Origin of the sequence: Haladaptatus caseinilyticus (genome assembly GCF_026248685.1) — an archaeon.
Lineage (GTDB): Archaea > Halobacteriota > Halobacteria > Halobacteriales > Haladaptataceae > Haladaptatus > Haladaptatus caseinilyticus.
Window position 1 is genome coordinate 1 of the sequence record NZ_CP111041.1, and the last position, 18761, is coordinate 18761.

Annotated in this window: 15 protein-coding genes; 7 read left to right on the plus strand and 8 right to left on the minus strand. The window is 57.0% G+C overall.

The features are described from left to right. Nucleotides 1-200 precede the first annotated feature (200 nt). Together OOF89_RS20035 and OOF89_RS20040 are read left to right on the plus strand one after the other, a co-directional pair. Entirely contained in the window at nt 201-1094 is an 894-nt protein-coding gene (locus OOF89_RS20035; protein ID WP_266082273.1) for a ParA family protein, read from the plus strand. Further along, nucleotides 1054-1449, plus strand: coding sequence for a hypothetical protein (locus OOF89_RS20040; RefSeq protein ID WP_266082275.1), 396 nt, complete (start codon nt 1054-1056; stop codon nt 1447-1449). Before OOF89_RS20035 ends, OOF89_RS20040 begins: the two co-directional genes overlap by 41 nt. A gap of 794 nt (nt 1450-2243) precedes the next feature. On the opposite strand, the gene OOF89_RS20045 is transcribed toward OOF89_RS20040, so the two are convergent. The 7 genes from OOF89_RS20045 to OOF89_RS20075 are packed head-to-tail and all read right to left on the minus strand — an operon-like array spanning nt 2244 to nt 10699. Continuing rightward, entirely contained in the window at nt 2244-3044 is an 801-nt protein-coding gene (locus tag OOF89_RS20045) for an SDR family NAD(P)-dependent oxidoreductase (RefSeq protein ID WP_266082277.1), read from the minus strand. Nucleotides 3045-3046: 2 nt separating this feature from the next. Next, nucleotides 3047-4198 (minus strand): galactonate dehydratase, encoded by a 1152-nt coding sequence (gene dgoD, locus OOF89_RS20050; protein ID WP_266082279.1) that lies wholly within the window; start codon nt 4196-4198, stop codon nt 3047-3049. Next, nucleotides 4195-6906 (minus strand): glycoside hydrolase family 2 protein, encoded by a 2712-nt coding sequence (locus OOF89_RS20055; RefSeq protein ID WP_266082281.1) that lies wholly within the window; start codon nt 6904-6906, stop codon nt 4195-4197. The genes dgoD and OOF89_RS20055 overlap by 4 nt, the downstream gene beginning before the upstream one ends. Nucleotides 6907-6915: 9 nt before the next feature. Then, the gene (locus tag OOF89_RS20060) at nt 6916-7596 is read right to left on the minus strand and encodes a hypothetical protein (protein ID WP_266082283.1); all 681 of its coding nucleotides are present in this window, start codon (nt 7594-7596) and stop codon (nt 6916-6918) included. Next, nucleotides 7593-8453, minus strand: a complete 861-nt coding sequence (locus OOF89_RS20065; protein WP_266082285.1) for a carbohydrate ABC transporter permease — start codon at nt 8451-8453, stop codon at nt 7593-7595. The genes OOF89_RS20060 and OOF89_RS20065 overlap by 4 nt, the downstream gene beginning before the upstream one ends. After that, complete coding sequence (locus OOF89_RS20070; RefSeq protein ID WP_266082287.1) at nt 8450-9376, minus strand: carbohydrate ABC transporter permease; 927 nt, start codon at nt 9374-9376, stop codon at nt 8450-8452. The genes OOF89_RS20065 and OOF89_RS20070 overlap by 4 nt, the downstream gene beginning before the upstream one ends. A 3-nt stretch (nt 9377-9379) precedes the next feature. After that, nucleotides 9380-10699 (minus strand): ABC transporter substrate-binding protein, encoded by a 1320-nt coding sequence (locus OOF89_RS20075; RefSeq protein ID WP_266082302.1) that lies wholly within the window; start codon nt 10697-10699, stop codon nt 9380-9382. Nucleotides 10700-10927: 228 nt separating this feature from the next. Here OOF89_RS20075 and OOF89_RS20080 point away from each other — a divergent pair, with 228 nt between their 5' ends. Together OOF89_RS20080 and OOF89_RS20085 are read left to right on the plus strand one after the other, a co-directional pair. Beyond that, nucleotides 10928-12049, plus strand: a complete 1122-nt coding sequence (locus OOF89_RS20080; RefSeq protein ID WP_266082304.1) for an ABC transporter ATP-binding protein — start codon at nt 10928-10930, stop codon at nt 12047-12049. A gap of 275 nt (nt 12050-12324) precedes the next feature. After that, nucleotides 12325-13053, plus strand: a complete 729-nt coding sequence (locus OOF89_RS20085; protein WP_266082306.1) for an IclR family transcriptional regulator — start codon at nt 12325-12327, stop codon at nt 13051-13053. Between the two features lie 874 nt (nt 13054-13927). Here OOF89_RS20085 and xacF read toward each other — a convergent pair. Beyond that, nucleotides 13928-15376 carry a 2,5-dioxovalerate dehydrogenase gene (xacF, locus tag OOF89_RS20090; protein WP_266082308.1) on the minus strand — a complete coding sequence of 483 codons (1449 nt, stop codon included), beginning with the start codon at nt 15374-15376 and terminating at the stop codon, nt 13928-13930. Between the two features lie 228 nt (nt 15377-15604). Here xacF and OOF89_RS20095 point away from each other — a divergent pair, with 228 nt between their 5' ends. From OOF89_RS20095 to OOF89_RS20105, 3 genes are all read left to right on the plus strand, one after another. Further along, the gene (locus OOF89_RS20095) at nt 15605-16837 is read left to right on the plus strand and encodes a mandelate racemase/muconate lactonizing enzyme family protein (protein ID WP_266082310.1); all 1233 of its coding nucleotides are present in this window, start codon (nt 15605-15607) and stop codon (nt 16835-16837) included. 81 nt (nt 16838-16918) lie between these two features. Beyond that, nucleotides 16919-17800, plus strand: a complete 882-nt coding sequence (locus OOF89_RS20100; protein ID WP_266082311.1) for a fumarylacetoacetate hydrolase family protein — start codon at nt 16919-16921, stop codon at nt 17798-17800. A 136-nt stretch (nt 17801-17936) separates the two neighbouring features. Further along, nucleotides 17937-18710: an HpcH/HpaI aldolase family protein gene (locus OOF89_RS20105; RefSeq protein ID WP_266082313.1), complete on the plus strand. Its 774-nt coding sequence runs from the start codon at nt 17937-17939 to the stop codon at nt 18708-18710. The last annotated feature ends 51 nt before the right edge of the window (nt 18711-18761 follow it).

Genomic DNA, 18761 nt, shown 5'->3' on the forward strand with positions numbered 1-18761 from the left:
TTAGGGGCGACGGTGCTGTTCGATTAGTTTGTCGAATAACCACGTCTCTCGAAAACCTCCAAGTGTGCTTGTCTATTGCCTTGGAACGTTTCTGCGATCAGCCTCCTGGCAACGGGGGGACTTTGAAGGGTTTGGCTTCTCCCTTTTCTCATTGTCTGACGTACCTTTTTGTATGTTGTATATGTATACGGCAAATGCATATGGTCACTGTATCGAGTAACCGGATACTGCGCGCTGCAACCTACGTAGAGAAAGGCGGAGTTGGAAAAACAACGACGTCTGCACACGTAGCTGTTGCAGCTGCACGGGAGCACGACCTCGATGTGCTCCTTATCGACTTGGCCGGGAAACAAAACGATTTGTCGACCCACTTTGGGATGAACGACGAGGTCGAAGATATCGATGCTCCAATCTCTGCCATTTTCGGCGAAGATTGGGAATTCATTCGAGAGAACATACCGGACGTCGTAGATCGTATGGTGTACGATACTGGGGAGGGCATCGATCTCATCCCCGCGGATCCGGGACTCGGCGGTGCGGATAACAACCTTGCTAATGTTCCCGTAGAGGAACGGTTTTCAAAGCTAAATGAGTTCATTACTCAAGATTTGAGCGATCGGTACGACTTCGTGTTGCTCGATCTACCGGGTAAAGAGGACAACATCGCTTTGAACGGTCTGTTCGCCGCTCGGAACGTCATTGCGCCGCTCAAACCCGGCGCGTTCGAGCGTAATCAGTTAGATAATCTTCGTGACGATCTCGTTGACCTCCGCGAAGAGCACCCGATCGATCCGCAACTCGTCATGGTCATTCCGACGATGGTGAAGAGTTCGACGAACTTGTCAAAGGAGTTCGTCGACGAACTCAAAGAGGCGTATCCAAATCAGGCGGCTCCAGTCCCCGTTCCGAATTCTCAGGACATTTCGAAAAAACAAAACAAAGGCTGCACACTCTTCGCAGTCCCTGAAGATGAGCTGTACAACACGGGTCAGCGTGTACTAAATGCGTATCGAGAGAACACCACCGAACTCCTCAACCGACTTACAGAGACCAATGAGCCAAGACAAAGCAGAGAAGCTCCTCCAGAGCAGTAAGAACCAGAAGCGTTCAACGTCCGAACCGTCACCGAGTGACGAGGCAGTCGAACTCACGCAAACAATCCAGGAAGCCTACGAAGCAATTGACGACGGTGATGCCAGTTCGAACATCACTGTTCGAGATACGAATCTCGCAGCACTGTTTCACGGACTCGAGGAATCCGGTGACCTTGCAAACGTTGCGGCTGCCGCTCGCACGGAGTTAGACCGTGAAGACGACCCTACTGTGAATCGAAGCCAGACTATCGGGGATCTCATTCGAGTCGGATTGCAAGCGGTGGCTCCTGAGACGGTTGACCAAGCGATGGCGGCGAAAAAAGAGTATCTCTTGTCCAGGGAAAACGAATTCTGACTTCGTAATCTGATTCCCCTTCCCGATTGTACATTCTGCATCTATCTCCTGAATATGTATGCTGAATACGTATACGTGGTATGTCTGCTAGTTGCTGATGCTGGCTCACGAGCCGCGTTCAAAGGGTGTCTCGTTTGACCCCGATTTTACCGGTCTAATACTGCATCCGTATCTGGTATCTCTATGTTGTATACGTATCTAGTATCCATATGCTGACTCTATGTTGGATACCCTCCTCTGATTTCAGAATACACTATCGCGTCTCCCCGGATGCAGATTCGAATCCTGAATACTTCTTCTATATCGAAATTCTGCTTATGAATATTGAATACGCATACTGCATATGTTTCTTGTATCTGAATACTCACTCAAAAGACGCGGGAGTTGGCCATCACTGCCGCCCTCCCGATGCTCACTACCCGCCGTCGCAACTCCGCATTTCGTGAGTGGCTGAGTGACATAAAAATACGTGAGGCGGTTATTCGAGACAGCGCATAGATACCGAGTTACCAAGTCTGCCTATGTATTTGGACTATTTTTGATCGTATTGTAGCGGCGGTCGAAGATCTCGGAGAATCTAGTTATTGTCGTATGGGGAATTCGATGGTATATACCTCATGCCGCTATATGGACTTCTTGGACCGGTGGTTAGGTGCGTCACAGCTCTTCCAGGGAGCAGGTGAGGGTGACTGTCGACCTGCGACTGGACAATTCGGAAACCGATGTCATCGCTACTGCGCTACCCCGTTGCGGTGGTACGATGGCCGAGGGACTCCCTCCCCCTCAGCTGTCCATCACTCGTTCCGCCGCTCTCGATAATCCGGGAGCATGTCGTCCTGCATTACCGCAGTTCGACCACCGTCCGCGAGGATGTTCGCGCCGGTGACGAACGCCGCGTCATCGCTCGCCAGAAACGCGACGACACCCGCGATATCCGCGGGCCTGCCGAGACGACCCACCGGATGAATGGCTTCCAACTCGCGACGGCGCTCCGAAGACATCTCGTCGGTGGTTCTCTCGATGGCGACCCAGCCGGGGTTAACCGTATTGACGCGAACCTGCGGTCCGAAGTCGAGCGCCATCCCGCGGGTCATTCCGTTGATTCCCGCCTTTACCGCATTGTACGGGAAGATGTCCGGCGTGGTTTGAAACGCGTGATTCGAGGAAATGTTGACGATGGCTCCACGGTCCATGTGCGGGAGCGCGTGTTTCGCACAGAGCCAGTACGACCGAAAGTCGGTTTCGAGGACGAACGACCAGTCGTCGAGGGATGCATCGGCCGCGCTCGTTTCGGTTTCCACGCCAGCGTTGTTGACGAGGACGTCGACGCCGCCGAACGTCTCGTCTGTCACTTCGAACAGGGCGGCGATATCATCGGGATCACGCATGTCCGCACGGACGAACTCGGCGACGCCGCCGTCCTCACGAATGTCGGCGACAGTTCCCTCGCCGGCGGCACGAGTCCGTCCCGTGACGACGACGTTCGCCCCTTCCGCAGCGAATCGCCGTGCCACACCTTCGCCGATGCCGCGTGTCGAACCGGTGATGACCACGGTCTGGCCGTCGAACCGGCCGGAAATTGGTTGTCCGGTCATTATTACCACTCCGCGACGGAACCGTCGTCTCGATGCCAGACCGGGTTGTGCCAGTCGACTTCGTGTTCGGCCCGCTCGTGAACCGTCTTCTCGTCGATACTGATCCCAAGACCGGGCGCTGTGGGGAGGTCGATGTACCCTTCATGATAGTCGAACACGTCGGGGTCGGCGAGATAATCTAGCACGTCGCTGGTCTCGTTGTAGTGGATATCGAGACTCTGTTCCTGAATAAGCGTGTTCGGTGAACAAGCGTCGACCTGCACGCAGGAAGCGAGCGCGATCGGACCGAGCGGGCAGTGTGGTGCGACCGCTACGTCGTACGCCTCGGCCATCGCCGCGATCTTCTTCACCTCGGTGATGCCGCCCGCGTGGCTCAAGTCGGGTTGGATGATGTCCACGGTGCCGTCCTCGAACACCTCTTTGAAATCCCACCGAGAGTACATCCGCTCGCCCGTCGCGATGGGAGTCGTCGTGTGTTGTGCTATCTCGCCGAGTGCGTCGTTGTGTTCGGGTAAAACCGGCTCTTCGATGAAGAATGGGTCGTATGGCTCGAGCGCTTCGACCAACCGTTTGGCCATCGGCTTCGGGACGCGGCCGTGGAAATCGACCCCGATGTCGACGTCGCTTCCCACGGCGTCGCGAACCTGTGCGAGTCGTTCGACTGCGTCGTCGACCGCCGTCGGCGTGTCGACCAGTCGCATTTCGGACGTCGCGTTCATCTTCAGTGCGGTGAATCCGGCATCGACTTTCTCCGCCGCAGCTTGGCCGACGTCGGCCGGCCGGTCGCCGCCGATCCACTGGTAGACGCGGATACGGTTGCGCGCCCGTCCACCGAGCAGTTCGTACACCGGTGCGTCGTACTGCTTTCCCTTGATGTCCCAGAGCGCTTGATCGATACCGGCGATGGCACTCATGAGTATCGGCCCGCCACGGTAGAAACCGCCGCGGTACATCGTCTGCCAGTGGTTCTCGATGGGCAACGGGTCTTCGCCCAGTAGATAGTTATCCATCAGTTCCTCGACGGCGGCGCGAACCGTTTTCGCGCGCCCTTCGACGACCGGTTCGCCCCAGCCGACGATACCGTTGCTCGTGGTGACTTTCAAAAAGAGCCACCGCGGTGGTACTTCGAACAGCTCGTAATCGACTATTCTCATTCGTTTGTAACCTTCTCGATGACGTTACTCATAAGTATCGTTGCCGTCGGATGGTTTCCATACGTCTCCGTGACCCTGAACGTGCACGCCGTGATGGTTCCCGCACCGAACTGACGGGTCAAAAGCGGACTTCCCTCGTTGACGAGCCAACCCTCAATGTAGCCGACGTGAACGTCGTCGGATTCCTCGATACCTGTCACGACCGCGTACGGATAGAGGTCGTCAAACGCCCAGCCCAGTCGCCGATCAGTGACGATGTCACCCACTAGCTCGGAGTCGCTGTAAAACAACGAGGAGACGAGGTTCCAGCTCTCGGTGACGGGGAGTTCGCGGAACTCGAAGGGACTTTCGTCGGCCATTGTACCGTCCGAACCGGGGACGAGAAGAACGTTCCCTCCATCCTCGGCAAACGCGCGGACGGAATCGTTCACTTCCGTGACGATGGCGACGTCGATGTCCTCGTTCAGTTCGTGCTGCGTGGCGATACCGTTGTCCGCCGCCGCCACGTTGGGGCTTATCGCACCACGAACGAGCGCCGTTACGCCGTCGTTCGCGGCCGATGTCCTATCGAGAACCCAAAGTCGTTCCGTCGTCGTGACCGTCTCGATCGACGTTTTGAGGGTCGCGGTCACCTCGTCCGTGAAGTCACTCATGCCGAACGTGCTGACGGTGAAAGCGTCAGTAATACGTTCGATGCTTGCACTATCGACGCTGGCAGTCATCGTTCCGGCAGCGTTGAACGCCTCCCACGAGATGTCAGCTTCGATAGGGTCGGCGGTATCGTTGACGACGACCACGTCGATCGGTATCTCGTCGCCGCTCCATGCGGTTCTGGAATGGGGTTCGAGCCGGAGCATTATCGGGCCGTTCACCGATGCGAATTCGTCGCAGAATGCTTTCTCCTCGCGGTAGTAGTCGAGGAGTCCGTTGAACTCCCATTCGATGTCCGAGAACTCGGTGATGACGTAGCCGCCGATATCCTCTCGGGTGCGCATCTGTCCGATAACGTCCGCTATCGAGACGAACTCGCGTTCCTGCCAAACGGCCGCGAGGTCTTCGTAGCCGTCGAACACGGACGAGAGAAACGAATTCTCGAACCGACTGTCTATGCCAGCCGGCCGCTTGATTGGGTCGTCGAAGAAGTCGTGGTCGAACCACGACGGTTCGCTGCCGTATCGGTCGCGAAACGCGTCCACGTCGAAGAGACCCCACGTACCGAACTCCGAGATGACGATGGGTGACTCATCGGGGTCGGTCTCAGTGGCGCCGTAGTTGTCCGCGGGATGCGCGATGATGTGGTCGAGGTCGTCACCCCACGCGTCGGTGCGATCCGGACTGACGAAGTAGCGGTGGTAGTCATTGATGTCCGTGGCGACGTGCGCCCACCCCGAGTTGTCACAAATAGGCCGCGTTGAGTCCCACTCGCGGACGGTCTCGTACAGTTCGGCTAGGTACTGCTGTTTTTCCTCGTCGGTCCATAGCGATTCTTCGCCTTCTTCGTAGTGACCGCCGATACCCCACTCTTCGTTGTAGAGGCTCCACGCCACGACGCTCGGGGAATTGTAGTCGCGTTCGATGAGTGCCCGTATTTGGTCACGAACCTCGCGCTTCGAGCGCTCGGTGTACACCGAGGGGTTCGCCGGTTCCTCCCAGACGAGGATACCGAGTCGGTCGGCCGCCTCGACGAAGTCGGGATGTGCGGGCTTGATGTGTTTTCGAAGCATGTTGAACCCGAGATCCTTCGCAATTCGAATCTCGCGCTCGAAGAGCCCCTCCTCGAAGGGGCGATACAGCGTTTCGGGGTAGTATCCCTGATCGAGCGCGCCGCGGAGCCGCAGCGGTTCGCCGTTGAGAAGGAACCGGTCATCGGTCACCTCGAAGCTTCGCATGCCGAAGTAGTCCTCGTAGCGATCGACGATTTCACCGTCCGCGCAGAGATATATCGTGAGGTCGTAGCAATGTGGTGATTCGGGTGTCCAGTAGCGTGGATTCTCGATATCGAGTTCGACCGTCGGGTCGCTATCACCGAGTTCGGTCGCTGTTTCCGCGACTGTTTCGCCGTCGGATGTGGCGGCAACCGCTGCCGACAGGTCGCGCGACTCGTCGGCCGTCTCGACCGTTAGTTCGACTTCCGCGGTGTCGGTGTCGAGATGTGGTGTGACGCGCGCGCTCGTCGTCCGCGTTTTCGGTCGAGTACGAATCTCCACGTCTCCCCACATACCGCTCACTCGCGTATACCACGGTTTTCCTTGCTTTCCGTGGGGGATCTCCTCGATGTCGTCGGGGTCGAAGACCCGAACGACAACCCAGTTTTCGCCCGCGTGCGATTCGTCCGTTATATCGAACTCGAACGGGAGATACCCGTCACGGTGGCTCCCGATTTCCTCGCCGTTCACCCAGACGGTCGCCTCGTAATCGACGGCCGCGAAGGAGAGCGCGGTTCGTTCGTCCGCGTCGGTCTCCGGTATCTCGATTCGGCGGCGATACCACGCGACCCCCGTGTAATCGAGATACGCTTCGCGCTCCTGCCACGCGTGGGGAACCTCGACCGTCGTCCGCTCCGGCCAATCGGCGTCGGAGACAAACCAGTCGTCGTCGAGACCGTTGTCGTCCGGGTCGAGTGCGAACTCCCACGCGCCGTTCAGCGACCGTTTGGTTCGATACGTTTCTTCGATAGATTGCGTTCGTAAGTATTGTCGTTCGTTCATACACTGTGTTTATATTTCGGTCGAAAAGCCATTCGAATTACGGAGTCGGTCGGTCGCTTCGTGGTCGGCCCTGCCGTCTTCCCGTTCGGCGTCGAAGACGAACTGGTGCAACGAGAAAGCGACTGCGGGGAACAATAGGGCAAAGCCGACGGTCAGCGCGGCCGTCGCGACGAAGACTACGAACGTCAGCAGTCCCGTCGTGAGAACGAGCGTCGGGTGCCCCGTGACCTGCGTGCGGCCAAAGTGGAGTGCCGCGGATACCGACGCGCCGTCGGAGAGCGACACGAACGCTGGGACGAGTACGAGTACCGCGTACAGGGCTGCGTAGGCACAGACGACCGAGAGCACCGTTGCGGTCGTCCCCGAATCGAGAGCGGCGGTTGCGTACAACCCCGCTCCTAGGGCGGGGAGTATCGGAAGCGCGCTCAGCAAGGTCGCGTGAATGCCATTCGTCCGTACCCGTTCGACGACGACACCACGGTCGATACACTCGAACTGGCGGAGCGACCGAATCGCTGTGTACGCGCCGAGTGTCGCGGGGCCAACGGTGACGAGCGGTATCGAAGCGACGAACCATACGATGCTTATCCCGACGAGCGCGGTGAGATGACGGTAGACGAATCGCCCGGTCTTGGTGAGGGCCGTCCGAAGTCGTTCGTCGTCGGCGTTATCGGGGTTCTCGCACATCATCCCTTCGTCCCCTGGATCTGGATGGCGTTGATCAGGTAATCCTGTAGCAACAGGAAGACGACGAATAGGGGCAGTGACGCGATGAGCGTCGCCGCCATCATCAACCCCGGCTGGAACACCTGACTGCTCGACAGCGTCACCAATCCGATGGGGAGCGTGTACGACCCCTCCGACTGGAGGACGATGAGCGGCCAGAGGAACTGATTCCAACTGCTAACGAAGGTGAACAGCGCCAGCGCCGTCAGCGGTGATTTCATCATCGGCAACATCAGCCGCGAGTATATCCGGAACGTCGAAAAGCCGTCGAGGCGTGCTGCCTCCTCTAGTTCGTCAGGGAAATCCCGGAAGAACTGCACGAGCAGAAAGACGCCGAGCGGCCCCGCGGTCAGCGGGAGGATGACACCCGCGTAGCTACTGATGAGGCCGAGATCGGACACGAGCGTGTACAGCGGGACGATGTTCACGTACGCGGGTACCATGAAACTGGCGATGATGACGCTCAACACGAACTTCCGGCCGGGCCAGTCGAGGCGCGTCAGCGAAAACGCGATAAGCGAATCGAAGAGCAGCACCACGAGCGTCGTAATTCCGGCGATGAGGAGCGTATTCAGCGTCCACTGGAGGATGAGCGACTCCGAGAGGACGTACTGATACCACTGGAGCGTCGGTTCCGACGGAATCCAGTGTGGAACCCGCGAAAACATCTCCGAGCGTGGTTTGAGCGAAAGCGAGATCATCCACGCGTACGGGACGAGGAACAACGCTGCCACTCCGTACAGGGCGGCGTACAACCCGACCGTTCGAATGGACGTATCCTCGATTCGGCTCCGTAGCGCGTCGGTCGCTTGCGTGCTCATGCGGAATCACCCGCCAGTTTGTAGTTCACCATCGAGACGGCGATGAGCACCACGAAGAGGAAGTATCCCACCGCGGCCGCGTAGCCGAACTCGTGCTGGTTGAACGCCGCTTTGTACAGATACATCACGAGGGTGTCCGTCGCGTTGCCCGGCCCGCCGCCGGTCATGATAAACACCTGACCGAATATCTGAAACGAGGCGATGAACTGGACGACGGTGACGAACACTAGCGCCGGCTTCATCTGTGGCAACGTGATGTCCCGAAACGCTCGCCATCCGTAGGCACCATCGAGTCGCGCAGCCTCGTACAGTCGCTCGGGAATCCCCTGCCGTGCCGACAGAAGGATGACGAAGTTGAACCCGAGGGTCCACCAGATGGTCGCCAGCGCGACGGCGGGCATCCCGAACGTCGCCGAGTTCAACCAGTTCGGCGGTTCGATACCTATCTGCATGATGTAGTAGTTGAACACGCCGTAACTGGGTGCGTACAGTTCGATCCAGATGAGCGCGACGACGGCGACCGTCAGCACGTACGGACTGAAAAACACCATCCGAAGGAATCGACGGCCTTTCAGCTGTCGGTTGACGCCGAGCGCGAGCGCCAGTCCGAGCATAACGAGTGGCGGGACGGTGAGTACGACGAAGTATACGGTATTCCAGAGCGCGTTCCAGAACATCGGGTCGTTTATCATTCGGACATAGTTCTCGAGGAAGACGAACTCCGACTGCGAGGGATAAATCGCGTTCCAGTCGTGTAAACTCATGTACAGTCCCTTTAGCAGGGGGTACAGGAGGAAGACCGAAAACACCAGCAGGTAGGGGAGCGAGAACAGGATTCCTTCGAGCGTCTCCTGATTCCGTATCTCGGTGTTGTTCTCCCTCGCCGCCCGGAGGCGGCGAACGAGACGGGTTGGGACGGACATCGTTCACTTTTTCTTCAGCGCTTTGTTGACACCCTGTGCGGCCTGTTCAATGCCCTTCTTAGGCGAAACCTGTTGGCTGTATATCTGGGCGAGGTTGTCCGAGATACGCTCCTGATACGTATCCACCGTCGATGTCCGCGGAACATACGCGAGGGCATCGTTGTTGGCCATCTCGGAGAACGTCGAGAGCGTCTTGTCCCACACGTTCGACTGTCGGAGTGTCTTGGACTCGAGAATGGACTTGCTCGCTGGGAGATGCCCTGCCTCGGTTCCCCAGACGTTCGTTTCCTGCGTAAGCCAACGTGCGGCCTCCGCGGCCGCCTTCTGTTTCGCGTCGCTACGCTTCGGATTCATCGGAATCGCGAGCGTGTGGCTGTCGGCCCAAGTGTACTGCTGTTTTCCGCCGGGATAGACGAACGGCTTGAACATACCGAACTCGAAGTCTTGATCCGCGGCGGGTCCGTAGAACCACGTCCCGTTTGCGATGATGGCGAGGTCACCCGCGTAGAACGCCTTTTCCCAACGATTATCGGACATCTGGGGTTTGTCCCAGTTCCACTTTCCAGTCATGTTCGAGAAGTACTCCGCGACGGCGACGCCTTGCTCGTTGTTGAACGCGGCCTGCGTCTTGTCGTCGTTGAGCAGCTGGCCACCCGACTGGCGAAGGAACGCGAGGTAAACGCGGAGGAGTTCCCCGGGACCGTACGGCGTCGGGCTGAACGCCAACTTGTCGGTCTCACTGGCGATGGTGTTACAGGCCTCGGTGAAGGCTTTCGGCGACGTCGGCGGTTTTTCGGGGTCGAGACCCGCTTCCTCGAAGATCGATTTGTTGTAGTAGAATCCGACGGGGTGTGTGTCGAGCGGAAGCGACAGTCGGTCACCGCCCAACTCTACCTGTTTCCAGATGGAGTTCACGTAGCCGGTGGCGGTCTCGTCGCTGACGATGTCTCCCAACGGCTGAAGTACGTCCCGATAGACTGCCAGTTGCGATGCGTGGACGACCGCCAAATCCGGCGCGTTTCCGCCGGTAAGCGCGGTGTATAGCTTGTCGTAGTATTGGTCCCAGGGCAGTCGTTGGCGCTTGATGGTGATCTTGTCGTGGCTCTCGTTGAACTTGTTGACCATCTTTTCCATCGCCTTTCCGTCGCCGCCGCCGAACAGGGTCCAGTACTTGATGGTTTGTTTACCGTTGCCGCCACCGCCACTACCGCCGATTCCACCGAATCCACTACAACCTGCTAATCCGGAGATTCCGGCTGCCCCGGCCGCGGTTACGAAGCTTCGCCTATCGATACGGGAAGTCCCGTTGGTATTGTCTAGCATCCCATACCTACAGAAATAAGCCGACTATATAAATATTCCTAATGATTCATGGGACAGAATATGCGCATAACAGTGCCGATACAAACCATCGCTGCAGTCCTTTTCTTCGCACTACGAGAAAGATGATTTTTAGTTGATGAATCCATAATGAGTACTGGTTATTATAATATCAGTAGAAAAATAACACATACTTTTATATGCAACGGTCATCACGTGACATACACTCACATGAGTACCGTTAGCTTCAACGACGTGCGGAAAGAGTACAACGGCTCTATCGTGGCCATCGACGGAATCAGTCTGGATATCGAGGATGGGGAGTTCGTTTCCATCGTTGGCCCCTCGGGGTCGGGAAAATCAACGCTGCTTCGGATGCTCGCCGGATTGGAGGACATCTCCGACGGAGAAATCTCCATTCAGGAGCGGGTGGTAAACGACGTTCCACCGCAGAATCGCGGGATTGCGATGGTGTTTCAGAATTACGCACTGTACCCGCACATGAGCGTTCGCAAGAACATGTCCTACGGGTTGAAACTCACGAGCGACCTCTCCGACGACGAAATCGACCGCCGTGTCGAATCGGCTGCCGAAATGATGGGAATCGAGGAACTCCTCGACAAACGACCCGGGAACCTTTCCGGTGGACAACAACAGCGCGTTGCAACCGGTCGCGCCATCGTCCGCGACCCGGAGGCGTTCTTGATGGACGAACCGTTATCGAACCTCGACGCGAAACTGAAAGTCCACATGCGAACGGAGCTGCAGCGGATTCAGGAGGAACTGAACACGACGACGATATACGTCACACATGACCAAGAGGAGGCCATGACGATGTCCGACCGTATCGTCGTTCTCGCGAACGGAAACTTGCAGCAGGTTGGAACGCCGGACGAGGTGTACCACCAACCAGTAAACCGATTTGTGGCCGACTTTATTGGAAGCCCTTCGATGAATTTCTTCGATGTCGAACTCCGCGACGGACGGCTGGTCGGCTCCGAGTTCGAATATCCGCTCTCGGATACCTTCGTCCGAAATCTCGACGCCGCCGACGGCGATACGTTGGCACTCGGGGTTCGCCCCGAGTACATCACCCTCGACGAACGGGGTACCGATAACGGCAATAGCATCCGTGCAACGGTCGATGTGGTCGAACCGGTCGGGAGCGACAACTACGTGTATCTCCACATCGGCGAAGCCGAGTGCATTCTCCGCACTCCGAGCGGGGTTCGCCCCTCCGCGGGTTCCTCAGTGAACGTCTCTTTCGAGGAATCCAGTCTTCATCTATTCGACGAAAAAACCGGAAAGAGCGCCTTCGAGCGTCGAGCCGAGTACCTCCCGACTTCCAACTAAAGGCTGCCTTCGCATTCTCCGTTCCTTCCTATTTTCGACCCTGCCCGATACTCTTCGACATCGTCCTGTCGGTTTCCCAGACGGAAACGCCCACATAAACGCTATCCGTACGTGTCGCAAAGGCGTATGGAGCTATCACGAACACCGCACGTAGCACGCGGCAGTCTCGCTATACAATGCGTCGAGCGCTGGGTACGTCTCTCGCAACGATTCTACCACCCAAACCGTGTTTCCAAATGGGAAAACCTATGTGGTCCCTGCAACAGTAGAAAGTCATGGATACACAGGATGAGTATCCCGTTCGAACGACGGCGAAAGCGTTCCGGGTGATCGAAGGATTGGCGGAGCTTCGTTCCGCGGGAGTCACCGAACTCGCGGCTCATTTGAACCTCTCGAAGAGTTCCGTTTACAAACATCTCGACACGCTTCGACGCCTCGACTACGTCACCAAATCTGACGACACGTACCGGCTTGGTTTCCGATTTTTCGAATTGGGAAACGGGTTGCGGGAACGAAACGAACTCTACGAAATCGCGAAGTCGTACATGTACAACCTCGCCAAGACGACCGGTGAGACGGTATCGCTGGCGATCGAAGAGTCGGACAATGTCGTTTACATCTACTCCATCCGCGCCGGGTCACCCGAGGACGGTAAGCAGGGTACTCGTGCTCCGCTCGCCGCGGACGTTGCGGGAAAAGCCATCCTCGCTTACAAGCCAGCGGCCGAGCGGGAGGCGCTCGCGAGGAGCGCCGAGTGGATGGACGAGGCGCTTCTCGCCGAGCTTCGTACGATCCGCGATCACCGTTTCGTCATCGAACGAAGCACCGCCGATGAGGGGCAAAACTGTGTCGCGGTACCCATTCGAGATACGCGAGATTACCCGCTCGGGGCACTCACCGTTTGTGGTTCTACGGCGAGCCTCTCAGGGAAACGGCTTGAAGAGGATATTACCGGACTCGTCGTGAGCGCGGCGAAGAGCATCGAGGTGGCGTTGAGTTCCTGATGCTGCTCCGACCAGTTTCCCAGACGGAAACGACGCGAAATTCCCTCCCGAGCGACTCGCACATGTTGCCTACCGATACGCGTTGATGCCGATGGGTGGGTCCGTCTCGGCATGGAATTTCAATCCACCAGAAGTATTGACATCGATAGGAGCAACTCCGATTTGTCCCACACGATCCAGCACGGCGCTTTTGGTGAGAGTTCGACTACACGTTCAACGGGTGTAGAACAGAACTCGAACCATCCATTACAGATGTAGTTATGTAATCTCACGCTCTCTATGGGGGCGTCCTCTGTCTAAGCGACGTTTACTACTCGTATTAATCTACGATCTGACCACTCTCCGTTCTGTATGATAGAACACGTTCTCGGGTAGCAACGAAAAATCGGTATTCGCTCGATACGGGAGACAGAGGAAAGAGGCGATATTCGACGCCAGACCGAGTGAAACATCGCTTCGTACGATTGTCGGAAAAGTACGTTTCGCCGATTAGAGGGTCAAAGGCCCCTCACTGTACTATTCGGTGCTCCACGAATACTAGACGTCGTGAATTCCCACGACGAATACGCCGATAGTTCTCTATACGAAAACGTGACCCACGTTGGTAGGAGTACTAATCGGAAAGGAGCACCCGTTGCTTCCAGTTCGTCGTTCGGAACGATGGCGAGAATAGTGTCTCATCGAGCCTTTGCGTCACCAGACAGGCACGACGCCTCGAAAACTATCCTTCCGAATAACCCTCGATCACGGACACGTCGGTTGAGACGGGTGTACCGTGTTTTCCTTTCTCCGTTCTCTAAAATAGAATCCTGCCCAAAATTTGGCGTCGGATGTTCATGACGACGCCGAGAGTGCTGTCTCGCTATGCGCCCGATCAGTAACTGTCGTAGACTGTCTTCTCTATCGTATAGAAGTCCAGCCCCGAATCACCTTGCTCGCGCCACGTTTCACTGGAAGAGCGCTTGAAACCGCCGAACGGGACGTGAAGCTCGAGACCGGTCGTCTTGTCGTTGACCTTCACGACGCCGGCTTCCACCTCGTCGATGAAGCGATTAGCTTCCGTATGATCATCGGTGACGATGCTCGCTGAGAGGCCATATGGGACGTCGTTCGCCACCGCGACACCCTCCTCGAAGTCGCTCACTTTGATGACCGCAATAACTGGGCCGAAGACCTCCTCCTGGGCGATACGCATGTCGGAGTCGACATCGGTGAACACGGTCGGTTCCACGAAGTAGCCCGACTCGACTTCCGAACCATCGGGGACGCCTCCACCTGCCGCGAGCGTTGCACCCTCTTCTTCGGCGATCTCGATGTAGTCGAGCGTCGATTCGAGTTCGTCAGCACTGACCTGTGGTCCCATTTCGTGTTCCGACCCGGGACCGATGTCGATAGATTCTGCCCGGTCGACGAGTTCCGCGACGAACTCATCGTACTTGTCCTCGTGGACGATCGCACGGGAACACGCCGTACACGATTGACCGGTCGTTCCGAACCCACCATTCGCAACGATATCGGCGGCCTCTGCCACGTTCGCCGACTTCGACACGACCGTTGGGTTCTTGCCACCGAGTTCCGTCTGAACGCGCTTTCCGCTATCGGTCGCCTGGTCATACACCATCTGACCGACTTCGCTACTGCCGGTGAACGAGACGGCGTCGACCGCATCGTGTCCGATGAACTCACTGCCAACCGTGCTTCCCGACCCCGTAACGACGTTCAATACTCCATCCGGGAGACCGGCTTCGTCGAGCGCTCGTGCGAGTTCGATCGCGACACCGGGTGCAGCCGAGGCCGGTTTGAGAACGACCGCATTGCCAGCGGCGAGGGCCGGTGCGAGTTTCCACGCCGGAATGGCGATGGGGTAATTCCACGGCGTAATGAGTGAAGCGACGCCGACCGGTTCTTCGACGGTGTACAGGTTCTGATTGGCGGCGCTTGGCCCTTTCACCGTTCCGCCCAAGTCTGCAGCCTTACCGGAGAAGTAATGGAAGATATCGATCGCACGCTGTACCTCGCCGTTTGCTTCGGCGTACGCTTTGCCCTCCTCCGCGACGAGGAGATCGGTCAGCTCTTCTTTCCGTTCGGCAAGCAGAGTGCCGGCTTGGCGAAGGATCCGGCCGCGTTCCGGGCCAGGGGTCGCTGCCCAGTCGTCTGCCGCAGCAGCAGCGGCTTCGACGGCATCGGTCGCATCCTCCGTACTGGAACTCTGGTACTTCGCGACGACTTCATCGGGATTTGCAGGGTTTTCGACTTCGATAACCTCGTCGGTCGCCGATTGGACCCAGTTACCATTCACGTAGTTCTGGTTTATTTCCGACATCGTACGTTCGTTCTCAGCTCTCCCATACGACTCTTACGGTACGTGGAGGGATTGACATTTCTCATATGGGTGTGAACGGTCTCCGGCCCGCGTCCCGAAGCACATGCTCCGTCCCTGAAGAGACGGTATCTTTCTGGGAGGCGAAACCACGACCGTAAATCGAAGTGCGTTGGTTGAAATACAAATCCCGTAACGTTTACTATAGCACATTCGAATCGTGTGGACGCAATGGTTGATTATGCGAAGCTCCGCGACCCGAACGCGGAGTATACGATGCGCGACCTCTCGGCCGAAACGATGGGCGTCTCCAACCGCCGTGGCGGTGTTCGCGATGCGGAAATCACCGACGTTCAAACGACGATGGTCGACGGAAACTATCCTTGGATTCTCGTACGCGTGTATACCGACGCCGGTGTCGTCGGAACCGGTGAAGCGTATTGGGGCGGCGGCGACACGGCAATTATCGAGCGGATGAAACCCTTCCTAGTCGGCGAAAACCCACTCGATATCGACCGTCTGTACGAACATCTCGTCCAGAAGATGTCCGGTGAAGGCTCTATCTCCGGCAAAACGATATCTGCGATTTCAGGTATCGAAATCGCACTTCACGACGTTGCCGGCAAGCTCCTCGAAGTCCCGGCCTATCAGCTCGTCGGCGGGAAATATCGTGACGAGATTCGAATTTACTGTGACTGCCACGCAGGCGACGAATCCGAACCCGAATCAAATGCGGCGGAGGCCGAGCGAGTCGTCTCCGAACTTGGTTACGACGCGATCAAGTTCGACCTCGACGTTCCGTCGGGACACGAAAAGGATCGTGCGAACCGCCATCTCCGGGGTCCCGAAATCGATCACAAGGTCGAAATCGTCAAGCAAGTCTGTGAAACGGTCGGTGACCGCGCGGATGTGGCCTTCGATTGCCACTGGTCGTTTACTGCCGGCAGCGCGAAACGCCTCGCTCGCGAACTCGAAGAGTACGACGTGTGGTGGCTCGAAGACCCGATTCCGCCGGAAAACCACGATGTGCAGGAAGAGATCACGAAATCGACGACGACGCCGATCGGTGTCGGCGAGAACGTGTATCGAAAGTACGGCCAGCGAACGTTGCTCGAACCTCAGGCAGTCGACATCATCGCGCCGGATCTCCCTCGTGTCGGTGGCATGCGGGAAACACGAAAGATTGCCGACCTCGCGGACCTGTACTACGTTCCGGTCGCGATGCACAACGTTTCCTCGCCGATCGGCACGATGGCTTCTGCGCAAGTCGCGGCCGCGATACCGAACAGTTTAGCGGTCGAATTCCACTCCTACCAACTCGGCTGGTGGGAGGACCTCGTCGAAGAGGATGATCTCATTCGGGAGGGTCGGATGGAAATCCCGGAAAAGCCTGGCCTCGGCCTGACGCTCGATCTTGACGCAGTCGAGCAACACATGGTCGACGGTGAGACGCTTTTCGACTAGTAGTTTATTGTATATGATATTTAAATTATACTAATATCATATGGCGATACATTTTTAACGATATCCACGAACTATTGTGTCATGCGCTATTACCGACTCCCCGGTGGAGAGCGTTCAGCGACGGATACCCTCGTCGTCGAAGACGAGGACGGAACCGCATTCGATCTGACGTCTGCATCACCTGACTTAGGTTCGTTCAAAGCGCTCGCGCGAGCGGCAAACGCGAACGACGAATCGATCGATACCGTTGCACGCAAACGTCTCGACGACGCTGATCGGTTAGATCTCGATACGGCCACTGAAGACCTTCTTCGACCCGTCATCGCCGACGAAGTCTGGGCGGCCGGTGTTACGTACCAGATCAGTGAAGAGGCACGCAAAGCGGAGAGTGGAAAGCCCGAAGTGTACATCGACGTTTACGATAATGAACGCCCCGAACTATTTCTCAAGGCGACACCGTCGCGGACGGTTGGTCCATCGGAGGATATCGGTGTGCGCGGTGACTCGGATTGGGACGTTCCGGAACCGGAACTCGGAATCGTTCTCCATCGAGGCAAACCCGTCGGGTACACCATCGGTAACGACGTATCCAGCCGGGACATCGAAGGAGAAAATCCGCTATATCTCCCACAGGCAAAAGTGTACGACCGCTGTTGTTCGATCGGTCCCTGTGTCGTTTCGGAGGAGTCGATCGAGGATCCCCACGATCTCGAAATGTCGTTGACCATCGAACGTGACGACGAAATCGTGTACGAGGAATCGACTTCGACGAGCCAGATGGCGACGACGTGTGATGAACTCGTATCCTATCTGGATCGACACAACGTCCTTCCCGAAACGCTCGTCCTCCTCACCGGAACGGCACTCGTCCCCCCGGAGTCGTTCACCCTCACGGAGGGCGACCGAGTAACGATCGACATCGACGATATCGGTCGGCTCGTGAACGGTACTGTTACCGTATAACCGAACGAGTAGTTCGTGATCAAGGACGAACCGACGCGTAGACTAATCCCGATACACGTGGCCATCTTTGTCCACATTCTTTGCAAAATACGGTATAAAGAAAATATTTATGGTGGATGGATAAATGTATATGTGTATGTCCGAAAATTCGTTTCGAGACAGACTGCTCGATGGCGAAACCGCCGTTGGCACGTTTCAGTTGCTAGACTCGGCAATGGTTTCGGAGATGATCGGCGTTGCGGGCATGGATTTTGTAATCTATGATCAAGAACACGGTCCGCTGACCGCTGAAACCACGCTCAACCTGACTTCGTCCGCACAGAACAAGGAACTCGCACCGATCGTTCGCGTTCGTGAGAACCGGGAAGCTGAAATCCAACGTGCGCTCGACTTGGGCGCGGCAGGCGTACAGGTCCCCCAGATCGAAACGCAATCGGACGCCGAGGCGGCCGTCGAAGCGGCCCGTTTCGATCCGCTCGGAAGTCGTGGCCTCTCACAGTACGTTCGTGCCGGTGAGTATACCGGAAGCGAGACCTACACGGAGGAGCAAAACGAAGAACGGTTACTGGTCATACAGGTCGAAGGAGAGCAGGGAGTCGAAAACATCGAAGAGATTCTCGACGTCGAAGGCATCGACGTCGTATTTCTTGGTCCGTATGACCTTTCCCAGTCCCTTGGAATCCCCGGAGAGGTGACCCACGAACGCGTCGAAGAACTCATGGAGCGCGTCTGTGAGCGTGCTGTCGAAACGGACACGGTCGTGGGTGCGTTCGCGGACGATACCCGAATCGCGAACAAATGGATCGATGCTGGCGTCCAATATCTGACGATCGGCGTCGAGGCTGCTCTGTTCACCGAACACCTCGAAGGCCTCGTCGATGATATCGATATCCCCTCAACTACCAGCTGAGCAATCGACGATAGCATATCGAACCGTGTTGGAGCCATACCGGTGGCGACC